This is a genomic window from Sphingopyxis sp. 113P3 (assembly GCF_001278035.1).
GTDB lineage: Bacteria > Pseudomonadota > Alphaproteobacteria > Sphingomonadales > Sphingomonadaceae > Sphingopyxis.
The window spans coordinates 3172683-3188084 of sequence record NZ_CP009452.1 but is presented as its reverse complement, the minus strand read 5'-3'; the positions used below and the strand labels follow the sequence as shown (position 1 = coordinate 3188084).

Annotated in this window: 13 protein-coding genes and 1 tRNA gene; 6 read left to right on the top strand and 8 right to left on the bottom strand. The window is 64.2% G+C overall.

Going from position 1 to position 15402, the window contains the following annotated elements; translation table 11 throughout:
* Window positions 1-6 precede the first annotated feature (6 nt).
* Both metH and LH20_RS15415 read left to right on the top strand, forming a co-directional pair.
* Window positions 7-2628 (top strand): methionine synthase, encoded by a 2622-nt coding sequence (metH, locus tag LH20_RS15420; RefSeq protein ID WP_053556312.1) that lies wholly within the window; start codon window positions 7-9, stop codon window positions 2626-2628.
* Window positions 2629-2723: 95 nt separating this feature from the next.
* Window positions 2724-3677, top strand: a complete 954-nt coding sequence (locus tag LH20_RS15415; RefSeq protein ID WP_053554986.1) for a right-handed parallel beta-helix repeat-containing protein — start codon at window positions 2724-2726, stop codon at window positions 3675-3677.
* A 105-nt stretch (window positions 3678-3782) separates the two neighbouring features.
* Here the strand turns inward: LH20_RS15415 and LH20_RS15410 are convergent, their stop codons facing one another.
* From LH20_RS15410 to LH20_RS15390, 5 genes are all read right to left on the bottom strand, one after another.
* On the bottom strand, window positions 3783-4289 hold the full coding sequence (locus LH20_RS15410; RefSeq protein WP_053554985.1) for a YbjN domain-containing protein: 507 nt from the start codon (window positions 4287-4289) through the stop codon (window positions 3783-3785).
* Window positions 4290-4412: 123 nt separating this feature from the next.
* Window positions 4413-4715 (bottom strand): accessory factor UbiK family protein, encoded by a 303-nt coding sequence (locus LH20_RS15405; protein ID WP_053554984.1) that lies wholly within the window; start codon window positions 4713-4715, stop codon window positions 4413-4415.
* A gap of 35 nt (window positions 4716-4750) precedes the next feature.
* Window positions 4751-5302 carry a TspO/MBR family protein gene (locus LH20_RS15400; RefSeq protein ID WP_053554983.1) on the bottom strand — a complete coding sequence of 184 codons (552 nt, stop codon included), beginning with the start codon at window positions 5300-5302 and terminating at the stop codon, window positions 4751-4753.
* Window positions 5303-5362: 60 nt separating this feature from the next.
* Entirely contained in the window at window positions 5363-6103 is a 741-nt protein-coding gene (locus tag LH20_RS15395) for a TlyA family RNA methyltransferase (RefSeq protein WP_053554982.1), read from the bottom strand.
* Entirely contained in the window at window positions 6103-8172 is a 2070-nt protein-coding gene (locus LH20_RS15390; protein WP_053554981.1) for a protein-disulfide reductase DsbD family protein, read from the bottom strand. Before LH20_RS15390 ends, LH20_RS15395 begins: the two co-directional genes overlap by 1 nt.
* Before the next feature lie 83 nt (window positions 8173-8255).
* On the opposite strand from LH20_RS15390, the gene LH20_RS15385 reads away from it, so the two are divergent.
* Entirely contained in the window at window positions 8256-9938 is a 1683-nt protein-coding gene (locus LH20_RS15385; RefSeq protein ID WP_083455449.1) for an alkaline phosphatase family protein, read from the top strand.
* 33 nt (window positions 9939-9971) lie between these two features.
* Window positions 9972-10802, top strand: coding sequence for a pyrroline-5-carboxylate reductase family protein (locus tag LH20_RS15380; protein ID WP_053554980.1), 831 nt, complete (start codon window positions 9972-9974; stop codon window positions 10800-10802).
* Here the strand turns inward: LH20_RS15380 and LH20_RS15375 are convergent.
* Together LH20_RS15375 and LH20_RS15370 are read right to left on the bottom strand one after the other, a co-directional pair.
* Window positions 10799-11782: an IS481 family transposase gene (locus LH20_RS15375; RefSeq protein WP_053554979.1), complete on the bottom strand. Its 984-nt coding sequence runs from the start codon at window positions 11780-11782 to the stop codon at window positions 10799-10801. The genes LH20_RS15380 and LH20_RS15375 overlap by 4 nt on opposite strands.
* A gap of 91 nt (window positions 11783-11873) precedes the next feature.
* Window positions 11874-12386: a MarR family winged helix-turn-helix transcriptional regulator gene (locus tag LH20_RS15370; RefSeq protein ID WP_053556310.1), complete on the bottom strand. Its 513-nt coding sequence runs from the start codon at window positions 12384-12386 to the stop codon at window positions 11874-11876.
* 91 nt (window positions 12387-12477) lie between these two features.
* On the opposite strand from LH20_RS15370, the gene LH20_RS15365 reads away from it, so the two are divergent.
* Window positions 12478-13563, top strand: a complete 1086-nt coding sequence (locus LH20_RS15365; protein WP_053554978.1) for a branched-chain amino acid aminotransferase — start codon at window positions 12478-12480, stop codon at window positions 13561-13563.
* A 53-nt stretch (window positions 13564-13616) separates the two neighbouring features.
* A tRNA-Gln gene (locus LH20_RS15360) sits at window positions 13617-13691 on the top strand.
* 187 nt (window positions 13692-13878) lie between these two features.
* On the opposite strand, the gene LH20_RS15355 is transcribed toward LH20_RS15360, so the two are convergent.
* Window positions 13879-15084 carry an ISL3 family transposase gene (locus LH20_RS15355; protein ID WP_083455375.1) on the bottom strand — a complete coding sequence of 402 codons (1206 nt, stop codon included), beginning with the start codon at window positions 15082-15084 and terminating at the stop codon, window positions 13879-13881.
* Between the last annotated feature and the right edge of the window lie 318 nt (window positions 15085-15402).

Genomic DNA, 15402 nt, shown 5'->3' with positions numbered 1-15402 from the left:
ATCATGATGAACAGCTCTTCCTTCTCTTCTTCCTTCGTCAACATCGGCGAGCGCACCAACGTCACCGGATCGGCGGCGTTCAAGAAGCTGATCCTCGCCGATGATTTCGCCGCCGCGGTCGAGGTCGCGCGCCAGCAGGTCGAAAATGGCGCGCAAGTCATCGACGTGAACATGGATGAAGGGCTGCTCGACGCCGAACGCGCCATGACGACCTTTCTGAAGCTGATTGCCGCCGAACCCGACATTGCGCGCGTGCCGGTGATGATCGACTCCTCGAAATGGGACGTGATCGAGGCGGGTCTCAAATGCGTACCCGGCAAGCCGATCGTCAATTCGATCAGCATGAAAGAGGGCGAGGAGATTTTTCTGGACCACGCGCGCAAGTGCATGGCCTATGGCGCTGCCGTCGTGGTGATGGCGTTCGACGAGGCCGGGCAGGCCGATACGAAAAGCCGCAAGATCGAGATTTGCGAGCGCGCCTACAAGCGCCTCCTCAGCATCGGCTTTCCGCCCGAAGACATCATCTTCGACCCCAATATCTTCGCCATCGCGACGGGGCTCGAGGAGCATGACAATTACGCGGTCGATTTCATCGAAGCGGTAAAGGAACTGCGCGTTCGCTGCCCGCATGCGCATTTCTCGGGCGGACTGTCCAACCTGTCGTTCGGCTTTCGCGGTAACGAAGCGGTGCGCCGCGCGATGCACAGCGTCTTTCTCTATCACGCGATTCCCGCCGGGCTCGACATGGCGATCGTCAATGCAGGGCAGCTCGACGTTTATGATGCGATCGATCCTGAACTGCGCGAGGCATGCGAGGACGTCATTCTCAACCGCAAGGTGGAAGGCGAGGAACTGAGTCCGACCGAGCGGCTGATTGCGCTCGCTGAACGCTACAAGGGCAAGGACGCCGCGCAGGAAAAGGCCGCCGAGGAATGGCGCGGCTGGGACGTGCGCAAGCGGCTCGAGCATGCGCTCGTCAAGGGTATCGACGCCCATATCGTCGCGGATACCGAGGAAATGCGCCTCGCGATGGACCGTCCGATCGAGGTGATCGAAGGTCCGCTCATGGACGGCATGAACGTGGTCGGCGACCTTTTCGGGTCGGGCAAGATGTTCCTGCCGCAAGTGGTCAAATCCGCGCGCGTCATGAAAAAGGCGGTCGCCCACCTCCTGCCCTTCATCGAGGCTCAGAAGGAGCCCGGCGCCAAGGGCAAGGGCAAGGTCGTGATGGCGACGGTCAAGGGCGATGTTCACGACATCGGGAAGAACATCGTCGGTGTCGTCCTCCAGTGCAATGGCTTCGAGATCGTCGACCTCGGCGTGATGGTGCCCTGGCCCAAGATCCTCGAGACGGCGAGGGAACATGACGCCGACATGATTGGCCTGTCGGGTCTCATCACGCCGTCGCTCGACGAGATGGTGACCGTGGCCGAGGAAATGCAGCGCGCAGGCATGACGATGCCGCTCCTGATCGGCGGCGCGACCACCTCGAAGGTGCATACTGCGCTGCGTATCGACCCGGCCTATGCTGGGCCCGTTCTCCATGTCCTCGACGCGAGCCGCGCCGTCGGGGTTGCGACCGCGCTCGTCAGCGATACGGGGCGCGAGGCGTTCGTGGCGGGCTATAAGGATGATTATCAGCATATCCGCGACGTCCGCGCGAACAAGGGGCAGAGCGCGCTTGTCCCCATTGCCGATGCGCGGGCGAACGGTTTCGCGATCGACGAGCATATCCGGCCTTTTCCTCCCGAAAAGCCGGGGATCCACGCCTTCGACAATTGGGACCTTGCCGAGCTTTCCGAATGGTTCGACTGGACACCCTTCTTCCGCGCGTGGGAGCTTGCAGGTGTCTATCCCGCGATCCTCGATGACGAGATCGTCGGCGAGAGCGCGCGCAACCTGTTTGCCGACGCGCGCGCGATGCTTGAAACGATCATCGCCGAAGGCTGGCTCCACGCGCGCGGCGTCGCAGGGCTCTGGCCGTGTCGGCGCGACGGCGACGATGTCATCATCCACCTCGAGGAGGAGGAGCGCCACGTGCGCATCCCCTTCCTGCGCCAGCAGATCGCCAAGCGCGAAGGGCGGCCAAACATGTGCCTTGCCGACTTCATCAGTCCCGACGGCGACTGGATCGGCGGCTTTTCGGTGGCGATCCATGGAATCGAGCCGCATCTTGCGCGCTTCAAGGCCGCGCACGATGACTATAGCGACATTTTGCTCAAGGCGCTCGCCGACCGCTTTGCCGAAGCCTTTGCCGAGCGGCTCCACGCGCATGTTCGCACCGAGTTGTGGGGTTATGCACCAGGCGAACAATTGACGCCCGAGGCAATCATCAAGGAGGAATATCGAGGCATACGTCCCGCGCCCGGCTATCCCGCTTGTCCCGATCACAGTTTGAAGCCGATCCTCTTCGACCTGCTCGATGCGGGCCGTCATTCGGGTGCGACGCTCACCGATCATTTCGCGATGCTGCCAACCGCCGCGGTCTCGGGTTTCTATTTCGGTCACCCCGACGCGAGCTATTTCGGCGTCGCGCGTATCGGGGAGGATCAGCTTGCCGATTATGCAAAGCGTCGCGGCGTCGATCTTGCGACCGCAACGCGCTGGCTTCGTCCGAACCTCGATTAACCTCATGGAACTCCTGTGTCCGATAAGGGGACAGGGCGCCGATTAACCAGCTTCGCGAACGACTTGGCGGTCGCTTGGGGCTATGAGGTTTCGCCATGGCAAAAATGCTTCGTCGCCGGCCGCTGTTGCCGCTCTTCGCTCTGCTCTTCCTCTTCGCGCCGGCGTCTTCGCCCGCGCAAACGGGAAGCGCTCCTTATAGCGTCGAGGGGAGGGGCTATTCGCGGCTCCAGGCCGCAGTCGACGCGATCGGCGGCGGGGAGGGAACGATCCGCATCGCGCCTGGCTATCATCGCGACTGCGCCGTGCAGACTTCGGGGCGCATCGCCTTCGTCGCTTCGGAACCCGGCCGCGCGATTTTTGACGGGGTGACCTGCGAGGGCAAGGCCGGGCTGGTGCTTCGCGGCGCGGGGGCTCGGGTCGATGGCATTGTCTTTCAGAATATGCGCGTACCCGATGGCAATGGGGCGGGCATCCGTCTCGAGAAGAGCGATCTCGAGGTTGTGAACAGCCTGTTTCGGCAAAGCGAACAGGGTATATTGACTGCCGATGATCCGCGTTCGACGCTAAGGATCGAACGCTCGACCTTTTCAGCTCTCGGTCGCTGCGACCGCGGACTGAGCTGCGCGCACAGCGTGTATACAGGCAGCTACGGCCAGGTGATCGTGGCGCACAGCCGCTTTGAAAAGGGGAGCGGCGGCCATTATCTGAAAACCCGCGCCGTTCGCGTCGATATCCACGACAACAGCTTCGACGACACGCAGGGCAGGGCGACCAATTACATGATCGACCTGCCATCGGGGTCGACCGGGCGGATCGCGGACAATTTGTTCGTGCAGGGAAGCGACAAGGAAAATCACTCGGCCTTTATCGCAGTCGCAGCCGAGGGGCGCGACAATCCCTCGCGCGGCCTCGCGATCGCGGGCAATCGCGCGCGTCTCTCGCAAGGCGTAAGCTGGCCCTCGGTGTTCGTCGCCGACTGGAGCGGGGAGGCGCTCGCGATCGGGACCAATGACCTTGGACCGCGGCTCACCCCGCTTGAAAGGCGCTAAGGCCTTCTATTGCGCGCCTTCGATGGGCAAAAGCGCCGCTCCCGGACCCGATATGGATAAATAAGGCCTTCCGGAGCGCAGGACGCAAGCTTGAGGGCGCGAAGCTCAGGCCTCGCCGCGGGTTTCGATCAGCGAAGCTGCCAGCGCCTCGGCCGGCGATTTGCCACCCCACAGCACGAACTGGAACACCGGATAAAAGCGCTCGCATTCGTCGATCGCGCTTTCGACGAGGGTTTCGGTAAGGTCGAGAGGCAGGGGGGCGTTGGTGCCGATCAGCATCCCGTGGCGGAACAGGATCGTGCCGCTGTTCGACCACAGCTCGAAATGGCCGAGCCACAATTGCTCGTTGATGAGCGCCAGCGCCTCATGCGCGGCCGCGCGCTTGTCCTCGACGACCCGGATGTCGGGGAAGGCCAGCAGCTGGATGACGCCGTCGTCGGCGCGCCACACGGCGCGCAATTCGTAGGTCGTCCAGCTTCCCTGCGCGGTGGCGACGATCTCGTCCTCGCCGACCTTTTCGTGCGGCCAGTCGTGCGCGGCAAAATAGGAGGCCAGCATCTCCATCGGCGCTGCTTCCTGGCCGTCGTCATCGTCGTAGATATCGTCGCTCATTTGGGCGCTTTAACGCCTGTTGGACCCGCTGGCGAGTCCACCGGGGCATTTCGGGTCGCGGTAGCTCGCAGGAGCGCTCACGAGCGTCGGCGCGAACGCCCGGCGCAGGGCCGGGCGTCTTGATCAGGGTGCCTTGGGCTTGCGCGCCGCGGGCCTTGCGGCGGCCCTGGAGGCTGCGGAAGGTGCTGTTGCGCCTTCGAGTTTGTCGAGTCGCGCCTTTAGCGCTTCGGCTTCGGCGCGCGCGGTTGCCGCCATTTGCTTGACCGCCTCGAACTCCTCGCGGCTGACGAAATCCATGCGGCCGATCCATTCCTTTGCGCGTTCGCGCATCGCGGCCTCAGCCTCGCGGCCCGCGCCGGCGACCGTCCCGGCGATGCCGTTCAGCATCTTGGCGAAGTCGTCGAAAATCCGGTTCTCGCTTTGCATGTCAAACTTCCTTTGTGGGGGAGTGCCCCTTGCCGTCACCCTATTTGGGTGCTCGCAGCCGCGGGAACAAGGGTTTCGGCGTCCGGATTGCGCTGGTCGATCTGGAACGTCAGGATCGCCGCGAAACTGAGCCAGGCCATATAGGGGACGAGCAGCCACGCCGCAGCCTTGCGGATCGGGGAAAAGGCAAAGGCGGTCGCGAGCGTCACCATCAGAATGAAGATGATGAGATAGAGGGCGGTCGTGACCTGATGCGCGCCAAAGAAGAGCGGTGACCATAGGAGATTCCCAGCGAGCTGGACGAAGAAGAGCAGGAGCGCAAAGCCGCGCCCCTTGGCCCCGCGCGCATGCAGCACCATCGCAAGCGACAGGCCGAGGCAAATATAGAGTGCGGGCCAGACAGCGCCAAAGACCCATCCGGGCGGCGTAATGGCTGGCAGGTCCAGCGCCGCAAACCAGCGATTGCCGTAGCCACTGTTTGAAAGAAGTCCCGACAGGCTGCCAAGAAGCACGATCGCTGGAACCGTCACCAGCGCCCAGCGCCAATAGGACATGCGAAGTTGTCCCGGAGTGGCCAATTCACTCATGCACATCCCCCTTTGCGCAAATTCGATCGGGAACGGGTGTCGCGACAGCCGGGCCCCTCGTCAAGACGCTGCTTTGACCGCGGCGATCAGAAATTCGACATTGCCCTCCGGCCCGGTGATCGGGCTCCGGGTCACATCGGCGACCGGCCAGCCCTCGCTTTCAAGCCAGGCGCGCACCTCGCTGCAGACGCGTGCATGGACTGCGGCGTCGCGTACGACGCCTTTCTTGCCCACCTCGTGCCGCTCGGCCTCGAACTGCGGCTTGATCAGCGCGACGAGCCGCGCCCCGGGGCGCGCGAAGGACATCGGCACCGGCAGCACCTTCGAAAGCGCGATGAAGCTTGCGTCGCAGACGATGAGGTCAATGGGCTCGGGGATATGCTCGGAGGTCAGAATGCGCGCACTCGTCTGTTCATGAACGATGACGCGCTCGTCCTGGCGCAGCTTCCACGCCAGCTGATTGGTGCCCGAATCGACCGCATAGACCCGCACCGCGCCGCGGCTCAGCAGCACGTCGGTAAAGCCCCCGGTCGACGAGCCCACGTCGATCGCGACCGCGCCCGCGACATCCCAGCCGAGGTGTGTGAGCGCATGGTCGAGCTTGATGCCGCCGCGCGATACCCATGGATGATCGCGGCCCTTCACGCGGAGCTCGGCGTCTGCCGCGATCTGCTGTCCGGCTTTTTCGATCCTGCGGTCGCCGACGAAGGCGAGCCCCGCGAGGATCAGCGCCTGCGCGCGCGTCCGGCTTTCGGCAAGGCCGCGATCGACGAGAAGCTGATCGGCGCGCAGCTTTGCCATCAGCTGTCCACCAGCTCGGTGAGCGTTCCCGGGGTGAGGATCTGCGGGAGGATGAGCGGCGCCTCGGCGCCCGGCGCGTACCAAAGATAGAGCGGTACGCTGTTGCGTCCATGTTCGCCAAGCGTGCGCGTGATGACCGGATCGCCGTTGGTCCAATCCCCCACAAGAGTGATGACCCCCTTTTTCTTGAAGGCCTTTTGCACGGCTTCGCGGTTGATCGCACCCGCTTCGTTGGCCTTGCACGACAGACACCAGTCGGCGGTGAAATAGACGAAGACGGGCTTGCCTCGCGCGCGGGCGTCTGCGAGCGCTGCGGGCGAGTATGTGCTACCGGATTGGCCCGGCACCGCCGCGCTGCGCGTCTGGCCGGTCAGGATTCGTGCATCGTTCAATGCCGAGACGATCAGCACCGCCAGCAAAAGCAGAACAAGCCAGCCCGAGCTTTTTCCTCTTTGACGCGCGCCGACAGAGCACAGCAGGAGCGCTGTCCAAACCACCGCGCCGAGCGCGGCCCACCCCCCCGCGGCGCCGGCTTGACGCCACAAGAGCCACGCCAATCCCAGCGCGGTGAGCCCCATTGGCAGCGCCATCCACCTGCGGAAACGGCCCATCCAGGGTCCGGGCCGCGGCAGCCGGTTCCGAAGCGCGGGCACAAGGCCGACGGCGAGGAAGGGCAGGGCGAGCCCCAGGCCCAGGCCGCCAAAAATCGGCAGCGCCGCCCAGGCTGGCAGCACCAGCGTCGCGCCGAGCGCTGCGCCCAAGAGAGGTCCGCTGCACGGCGTGGCGACAAAGGCCGCGAGCGCACCGGTCCAAAAGCCCCCCGCCGCTCCCCCTTTTTCTGCGAGCGCCTGTCCGCCGCCAAAGGATGGGAGTTCATAGGCGCCAAGCAGGTTGAGCGTGATCGCCAGCGCGAGCATCAACAGAAGCAGTACGCTGACGGGATGCTGCAGCTGGAACGCCCATCCGACCTGTTCGCCCGCGGCGCGGAGTGCGAGCAACGCCCCGCCGAGCAGCAGCGCGGTCATCACCGCGCCCGCCGTATAGGCCAGCGCCTCGACCTTTGCCGTGCGCGTATCGCCCCCCGACCGGGCGAGGCTCAGGGCCTTGAGGCTGAGGATCGGAAAGACGCAGGGCATCAGGTTCAGGATGAGCCCCCCGAGGATCGCGCCGCAGAGTGCGGCCCAGAAGAGCCGGGCATCGACACCCTCGGACGCCGTCCGGATCGGATCGCCGGCCCGTCGCACCGGGGAAGGCTCGAACCGGACATCGAGCCCGCGGCCGTTGGAGAGCTTGAGCAACCCCTCGACCGCGCCTGAGGCATCACCCTTGGCGGCCGTCTCGATGATAATCCAGTCGCCGCTCCGGCTGAATGACTGGGGCGCGGCATAATCGACCAGATCCGGCGTCGCGACGAAGAGATGCGGGGCATCGAGCGTGGTATCCTGGGGAAGCGGCACGCCAAAGCGGATCTTGCCGCCTTCGCGTTCCCAATTCCCCGCCCGGTCGAGCGGTTGCGGAAGCCTCGCACGCCATGCGTCGAACCGCGCGCGCTCACCAGGAGGTACGGCGCCGTCGCCCGCCTTCAACCTGACCGAGATTACCGCCTTTTCAGGAACGCACACCTTGTCGGTGCAGGCGAGCCAGTTGGCGATGCCCGAAAGCGTCAGGTCGGTGCCGGGCGCGACGGATCGGTCGACCCGCACGTCGGCGAGCAGCGCGTAAGGATGCTCATAGACATGGTTCATCATGCCGAAGAGGACAAGTGCGCCCGGAACGGGGTAACGGAAAGGGCTCACAGACACGCCCTCGGGCGCGTTCCACTCGACCATAAGGCCGAAGCCTGCATCGCCTCCGTTTGACCAATAGCCGTGCCAACCCTCGTCGGGCGCCATGGTGAGCGCGATCGTCGTTGACCCGCCCGGCGCGGGGGCGGCCGATTCGGCGACAAGCCTGGGCTGGATATGGGTGGGCTGCGCGCGGGCGGCAGCAAGCCCGAGAAGCGCGAGCACCGCGAGGGCGAGCGCGGCCCGCCACGCGGCTGTCCCAAACCCGTCCCTTCGCCGATCCATGCCGTCCCCGCATCTGCCTGTCGTTCGAGGCTTGCCATATAGGCGGCTTTCGCCGAGAGGACAGCCCGCGCCGACGACCCAGAATGGAGAAGACGCCCGTGAAACCGAAAATTTGGACGGCCGCCCTTGCTGGCCTGCTTTGTCTTTCGGGCCCCGCCGCGGGCCTTGCACAGGATTCGGCGCCTCGGGTGCAGAAGGTTACAGCGGCAACGCCGCCGCCCAAGCTGATCGTCATGATCGCGGTCGACCAATTCTCCGCCGACCTTTTCGCCGAGTATCGCAGCCATTTCACCGGCGGTCTCGCGCGGCTCGCGTCGGGCGTTGTCTTTCCTGCGGGCTATCAGGCGCATGGTGCGACCGAAACCTGCCCCGGCCATTCGACCATCTTGACCGGCAACCATCCCGCGCACACGGGAATCGTCGGCAATAATTTCTTCGACCTGTCGGCTGCGCGCGAGGACAAGCGCCTCTATTGCGCCGAGGATGAGACGGTGCCCGGTACCTCGTCGAAGGATTATGCTCCGTCCGCGAAGCATCTTCTCGTGCCGACACTCGGCGACCTGATGAAGGATCGCGATCCGAATGCGCAGATCGTGTCGGTGTCGGGCAAGGACCGCTCTGCCATCATGATGGGCGGGCACAAGGCGGACGAACTGATGTGGCTCGCCCCTACCGGGCTCACCAGCTATCGGGGCACCAGCTTGTCGCCGGTCGCCCAGCAGGCGAGCGCCGCGATCGCCGCCGCCATTGCCGCCCCCGAGCCGGGACTGACGCTGCCCGCCGATTGCGCAGCGCATGACATTGCCATCCCGCTCGATGGCCGCAAGGGAGGCACCGTCGGAACGGGCCGCTTTGCACGCGAGGGCGGCGATTTTCGTGCCTTTCGCGCCTCGCCCCAGGCCGACGGCGCGGTGCTCGCGGCCGCGGCCGCACTGCGCCAGGCGCGAAAGATGGGCGAGGGGGACAGCAGCGACCTCTTGATCGTGGGGCTGTCGGCGACCGACTATATCGGTCACGGAACCGGGACCGAGGGCACCGAAATGTGCCTTCAGATGCTGGCGCTCGACCGCGAGCTTGGCGATTTCTTCGCGCGCCTCGATGCAACCGGCATTGATTATGTCGTGGCGCTCACCGCCGATCATGGCGGGCACGATCTTCCCGAACGCAATCGGCAGAACGCCTGGCCCGACGCGCAGCGCCTCGACCCGGCGCTTGATCCTGAAAAGATCGGCAAGGCGGTCGCCGAAAAGCTCGGCCTCCCCGAGCCGCTGCTTTATGGCGACGGCGGCGACTATTATCTTTCGAAGGCGCTGACGCCAGCGCAGCGCAAGGCGGCGCTCGATGAAATCCTTCCGCGGCTTCGCGCGCATCCACAGATCGAGGCGGTGGTCACGGCGGATCAGCTCGCCGCCCATCCGATCTCGAAGCGCCCGGCCGATACGTGGACGCTGATGGACAAGCTGCGTGCTTCGTACAATCCGGCGCGTTCGGGCGATTTCATCATTGCGCTCAAGCCGCGCGTGACGCCAATCCCGGAACCCGGTATCGGCTATGTCGCAACACACGGCTCGGTCTGGGATTATGACCGGCGCGTGCCGATGCTGTTCTGGCGCAAGGGACTGGCGGGTTTCGAGCAGCCCAATGCGGTGATGACGGTGGACATCCTGCCGACGCTCGCAGCGCTGATCGGCCTCCCGCTCGATGCGAGCAAGATCGACGGGCGCTGCCTCGACCTCTTGTCGGGACCGGAAAGCAGTTGCCGTTAGGGACATAGAAGCAGAGAAGAAGACCAGGGGACCATGACGAACATTTTGGGGAATTTCACCGGCCGGCTGCTGCTGGTGGGTTGCGGGAATATGGCCGGGGCGATGCTCGATCGCTGGCTGGGCGCCGGGCTCGACCCGACGAAGGTCGCGATCGCCGATCCTGTCGCGGCGCCGCGCGCGGGCATTGCGCATTTCGCATCGGTTGCCGACTGGCTCGCGGCGGACGGAGCCGCCGAATGGGTGATGCTTGGCATGAAGCCGCAGCAATTGAACGATGTCGCAGGCGAGCTTGCTGCCGTCGCAGCCGGCAACACACATCTTCTCTCCATCCTCGCGGGCGTGTCTCTCGCCGATCTCGCGGCGCGCTTCCCGGCGGCGAAGGCGCAGGTCCGCATTCTTCCCAACCTTGCTGCACGCATCGGTGCCGGGGTCTCAGCAATTGCCAGCCTGGGCGCTGCCGACGAGGCTGCGGTGACGGCGCTGCTCGAACCGCTCGGCACCATTGTCCCGCTTGCCGACGATTCGACGATGGATCTCGTCACCGCCTTTACCGGCAGCGGGCCGGCCTTCGTTCTGCGGCTAATCGAAGCCTATGCGGCCGCGGGCGAGCGGCTCGGTCTTTCGGCCGAAGATGCGCTGAAGCTAGCTGCGGCGACCTTTGACGGCGCGACAGCGCTTCTCGCGGCGAGCGACGAAAAGCCCGGCGTCCTGGTCTCCCAGGTCGCAAGCAAGGGTGGCACGACCCAGGCAGGGCTCGACGTGCTCGATGGCGACGGGCAACTCGTTGCACTGATGACCAATGTCCTGCGTGCCGCGCGCGACCGCGGACGTGAACTCGCTGATCTCGCGCGCGGCGAAGGCTAGCTGTGGAGCCTCAACAGGTTATTCATCGGCTGATTGAGCCGACTGATGGGTGGCCTGGATTGTAGGCTGCCGTGCGGGCGATGCCAGTTGTAATTGTGGAGCCAGGGCTGGAGCGCTTCCTTTCGGTGATCCGAGGTTTGGTAGGCTTGAGCGTAGGCCCATTCGCGCAGGGAGGTCTGAATGAAGCGTTCGGCCTTGCCGTTGGTTTTGGGCGTGTAAGGTCTGGTACGGATGTGCTTGAGGTTGAGAGCTTTGCAGGCATTGCGGAACGCGGCGCTGCGGTAGCATGACCCGTTGTCGGTCATGACGCGGGTGACGGCAACGCCAAGCCGCTTGTAGTAGGCGATGGCGGCGTGGAGGAAGGCAGTGGCGCTTTCCTTCCTCTCGTCGGGCAGGACCTGACTGAAAGCGACACGCGAGGCGTCGTCGATGCAGACGTGGACGAACTCCCAGCCTGCCCCGGGGCTCCTGCCGGTGGCGCTGCTGCGTTCTGCGCGGTCGCCGGTGATGCGATGGCCGACACGGTCGAAGCGACCGAGCTTCTTGATGTCGATGTGGATCAGATCGCCGGGATGGGCGCGTTCGTAGCGGCGCACCGGCTCTTTGGGATCGAGGTCGCGCATGCGGCTGAGACGCGCCTTGCGCAGCACTCGGCTGACCGTTGCGGGCGACAGGGCGAGCGTGGCTGCGATCTGCTGGCCGGTGATGCGCTGGCGGCGCAGGGTGATGACCTGCTCGACCACGTCCGCCGGCGTAGCGCTGGGCATGCAGTGTGGCCGCGAGCTGCGGTCGGCGAGGCCCGCCTCGCCTTCGGCCCGGTAGCGCGCCAGCCACTTGGCGACGGTCCGCCGCGAGACACCCAGAGCGGTTGCAACCGCTCTGGGTGTCTCGCGCAGCACCATCACGCGCCGCACCATCACGCGCCTCACGATCTCGGCTCGACTGTAGGGCGTGGTTCGGGCATTCTTGTGGATGTTCATCCGGTCGTTCCTCCAGCGCTGACGTGTCGCAACATCAGTCTGGCCCGATCAGGCCGGATGAACAACCTCGTGAAAGATCACAGCTAGCTCATCATTCGGGAGGGCGGCCGAGCCGCGCCACCCGTCCGCGCTCGCGTGGCGGCAAGAGCGCCTCGCTCACCTGCCAGAAACCCGTGACCGCGGCTTGGCCTGCATGGGTGTAGGCGCGGCTCATCGTGTCGCGAAGCTGCGAGAAGATCGCGTTTTCAAGGGCACGTCCCTCGGAGGTCAGCCGCAATTCCTTTTGCCGCCGGTCGCGGTTGCCGGGGCGTGTTGTCAGCAAGGCGCGCGCGTCGAGCTCCTTGACCACCCGCCCCAGCGACTGCTTGGTGATGCCAAGCAGGCCGAGCAGATCCGAAATGGTTAGGCCGGGTTGGCGCGCGATGAAATAGAGGGCGCGGTAATGCGCCCGGCCGAGCTCCTTTTCGGCAAGCCGCGTGTCGATTGCCCGCCAGAGCGCGTTGTGGGCGAAGAACAGATATTCGATACCCCGGCGCACTTCTTCTTCGCGCAAGAAAAGGGCAGAGGCGGCTGGCACTTGTGAAAGAAAATTTTCATCCTGCATGCCACTACCGTTGCGCCGGGCGCCGGGCTTTGGCAAGAGGCGCGCACCGGTCGATCCTGGCCAGCAACCCAGCCACAAGGTTTTTTCGTCCATGTCCGCTCCCGCCTTCGCCCTTCTGCCGCATCCCGCTCCGGTCGCGGATGATGTCCGCGCGACGGCGATTGCCGATCCGGTGTTCGGGCGGGTCTTTACCGACCATATGGTCTCCATTCGCTACAATGAGGCGAAGGGCTGGCACGATGCGCAGGTGATGCCGCGGGGGCCGCTCTCGCTCGACCCTGCGACCGCGGTGCTCCACTATGCTCAGGAGATTTTCGAAGGGCTGAAGGCCTATCGCCTTGACGACGGGTCGATGGCGCTGTTCCGGGTCGAGGCCAATGCCGCGCGCTTCAATGCGAGCGCGCGTCGCATGGCGATGGCCGAACTGCCCGAGGAACTCTTTATTGCCGCGGTGAAGGAAATCGTCCGCGTCGATGCGAACTGGTTCCCCCAGGTCGCGGGCGGCGCGCTCTATCTACGTCCCTTCATGTATGCGAGCGAGGTGTTCCTCGGCGTGAAGCCCTCGGCAGAGTATCATTTTCTGGTCATCGCCTCGCCGGTCGGCAATTATTTCAAGTCCGGCGCCCCGGCCGTATCCTTGTGGGTGTCGGAGGATTACACCCGTGCGGCGCCGGGCGGGACCGGTGCCGCCAAATGCGGCGGCAACTATGCTGCGAGCCTCGTCGCGCAAAGCGAGGCCATTGCGAAGGGACACGACCAGGTCGTCTTTCTCGATGCCGCTGAGCATCGCTGGATCGAAGAACTGGGCGGCATGAACATGTTCTTCGTCTTTGAGGACGGCAGTCTTGTTACGCCGCCACTCACCGGGACAATCCTGCCGGGTATCACGCGCGATGCGATCATCACGCTGGCGAAGGATGCCGGGCTGACGGTGCGCGAGGAGCGCTATGCAATCGACCAGTGGCAGGCCGACGCCGAGAGCGGCCGCCTTACCGAAAGCTTCGCCTGCGGCACGGCCGCGGTGGTGACGCCGGTTGGCAAGGTAACCCGCGGCGAGGCGAGCTTCACCATCGGTGCGGGCGGACCTGGGCAGGTGACGGCGATGCTCAAGGACAAGCTGGTCGCTATCCAGCGCGGCCAAGCGCCTGACCCCTATGGGTGGGTCATGCGCCTCTAACGCTGCCTTGCCAATCAACGGCGAGCCGCTATAGACGCGCTCGCACCGGAAGTTGGGGCGTAGCCAAGCGGTAAGGCAGCGGTTTTTGGTACCGCCATGCGCAGGTTCGAATCCTGCCGCCCCAGCCAACAGGAGGTCCCCGGGGGCAGGCGTAAGCTCCCAAGGTGTCTCCACCATATCGGGGTCGCGTGACGGACGCGAAATGGAAAGGTCATAAGCGGGATCGTCGCGCTCATTAGGTGCGCCGGACCGTAATCTAGGCGAACCGCTGGTGTCCGAATGGGCTCTTCCCCGTGAACGGGGGATGAGGGTGGATCAGACCCGATTGATGACGCCATTCCAACCGCAAAGAGCGAGCACGCGCAAGCGGTAGTTGTGAAAGTTGCGGAAGCCGAACGCGCGGCGCGAGATCATCTCCATCTTTGTGTGAAAGCCCTCGGTGATTCCATTGTTCCTGGAAAAGCGCCACATGCGCGCGACGGGCTCGAGCCAGCTGGTCAGGGTATCGGCGAGGGACTTGAGGGGGCTGGCGGCGAACTGATCGATCAGCCTGAGCAGGTCGGGGATAAGCTGGCTGGCCTTTTTGGCATTGAGGGATTTTTGCGTCAGCAGGAGGGCCATGTCCTGCTTGGCAGTGTAGAGGGCTTCGAGCACCGGATTGGCTTTCAGGTAGACGGCCAGCCTTTTGCGCTGTTCTTCGCTTAGCTTCCATCGATGGCGCCGCATCAAACTGAGCAGCCCGCGATTCTTTCGGCCCTCGGGATCGAAGCGCTTCCATCCTTCGAGGAAATGCTGGTTGAGCAGCCGAATGACATGGAAGCGATCGGCGACGATCTTCGCGTTCGGAAAATATTTGCGGGCGATTGCGCGATAGGTTTCCGACAGGTCCATCACGATGACCTTGACCTTGTCGCGCCCTGGCAACCTTCGCAAATAGCTTCGTAAACTGTCTTCCGAGCGTCCCGGGACGACATCGTAGACCTTGTGATTCTTCAGATCGACAAATGTCGTCGCATAGCCTCTCTTGCGCGAGAAAAAATGCTCGTCGATCCCCAGGACCTGCGGGCAGGGCCGACCGGACAGCTCCGAGACGCGCTGTTCGATGAAATGATGATACCAGCGCTCGATGGTTGCGCTGCCGATCGCATGGGTGCTCGTCAACTGGCTTTGGCTGATGCCTCCGTGGTGACCGTCGAAGACCTCAAGACGGTACGTCTCCGTCGCGCGATAGCGCGGACGGATGCCCGAAAAGCGATGACGGAAATAGCGGCCGCAACCGGCACAATGATATTTGGGCACCGCAAGGTGCACGATCAGGATCTGGTTGCCTTGACGCGTGTGCTTGAGCTCGCGCTCATAAGTCGCCTTGATCCGCAGCCCCCCGTGGCCGCAATAAAGGCAAACAGGCCGCTTCGTTGGCCGCGCCCACACACGAATGTCGCGTCGCCGCTCGACACGGACAATCTCAACATCCGACAGCCCTAATATGCCGTCGATTCCCTGATCAGCCTTCTTCTTCATCAGACTTGTCCTTCCTATGACAAGTCTAACCCAATTTCCCTCATCCCCCGTTCACGAGGAAGAGCCTCCGAATGCCGCCCGCTTATGCGCGGTTCGGTCACGTGACACCATTATGATTGCCTTAGGGTCTGACCTCGCGCGCCGATCCTGCTCCGCCTTCCTCTCATTCCTGGGTTCCCAGATATGATGGCCATCGAACCGAACGGAGCAAAGGAGCTACCCAATCGCCAGTCCTTCTCCCATTCTTTGGCGCGCATTGCGTATCTAGGGACTTCACAAAACTTACTTCCGTACGGGATTTTTCTCGATGTCGAACGA

Coding starts and splice junctions, on each gene's coding strand:
- metH (WP_053556312.1), top strand. CDS start 7: ATGAACAGCTCTTCCTTCTCTTCTTCCTTCGTCAACATCGGCGAGCGC.
- LH20_RS15415 (WP_053554986.1), top strand. CDS start 2,724: ATGGCAAAAATGCTTCGTCGCCGGCCGCTGTTGCCGCTCTTCGCTCTG.
- LH20_RS15410 (WP_053554985.1), bottom strand. CDS start 4,289: ATGAGCGACGATATCTACGACGATGACGACGGCCAGGAAGCAGCGCCG.
- LH20_RS15405 (WP_053554984.1), bottom strand. CDS start 4,715: ATGCAAAGCGAGAACCGGATTTTCGACGACTTCGCCAAGATGCTGAAC.
- LH20_RS15400 (WP_053554983.1), bottom strand. CDS start 5,302: ATGAGTGAATTGGCCACTCCGGGACAACTTCGCATGTCCTATTGGCGC.
- LH20_RS15395 (WP_053554982.1), bottom strand. CDS start 6,103: ATGGCAAAGCTGCGCGCCGATCAGCTTCTCGTCGATCGCGGCCTTGCC.
- LH20_RS15390 (WP_053554981.1), bottom strand. CDS start 8,172: ATGGATCGGCGAAGGGACGGGTTTGGGACAGCCGCGTGGCGGGCCGCG.
- LH20_RS15385 (WP_083455449.1), top strand. CDS start 8,256: ATGGAGAAGACGCCCGTGAAACCGAAAATTTGGACGGCCGCCCTTGCT.
- LH20_RS15380 (WP_053554980.1), top strand. CDS start 9,972: ATGACGAACATTTTGGGGAATTTCACCGGCCGGCTGCTGCTGGTGGGT.
- LH20_RS15375 (WP_053554979.1), bottom strand. CDS start 11,782: ATGAACATCCACAAGAATGCCCGAACCACGCCCTACAGTCGAGCCGAG.
- LH20_RS15370 (WP_053556310.1), bottom strand. CDS start 12,386: ATGCAGGATGAAAATTTTCTTTCACAAGTGCCAGCCGCCTCTGCCCTT.
- LH20_RS15365 (WP_053554978.1), top strand. CDS start 12,478: ATGTCCGCTCCCGCCTTCGCCCTTCTGCCGCATCCCGCTCCGGTCGCG.
- LH20_RS15355 (WP_083455375.1), bottom strand. CDS start 15,084: ATGAAGAAGAAGGCTGATCAGGGAATCGACGGCATATTAGGGCTGTCG.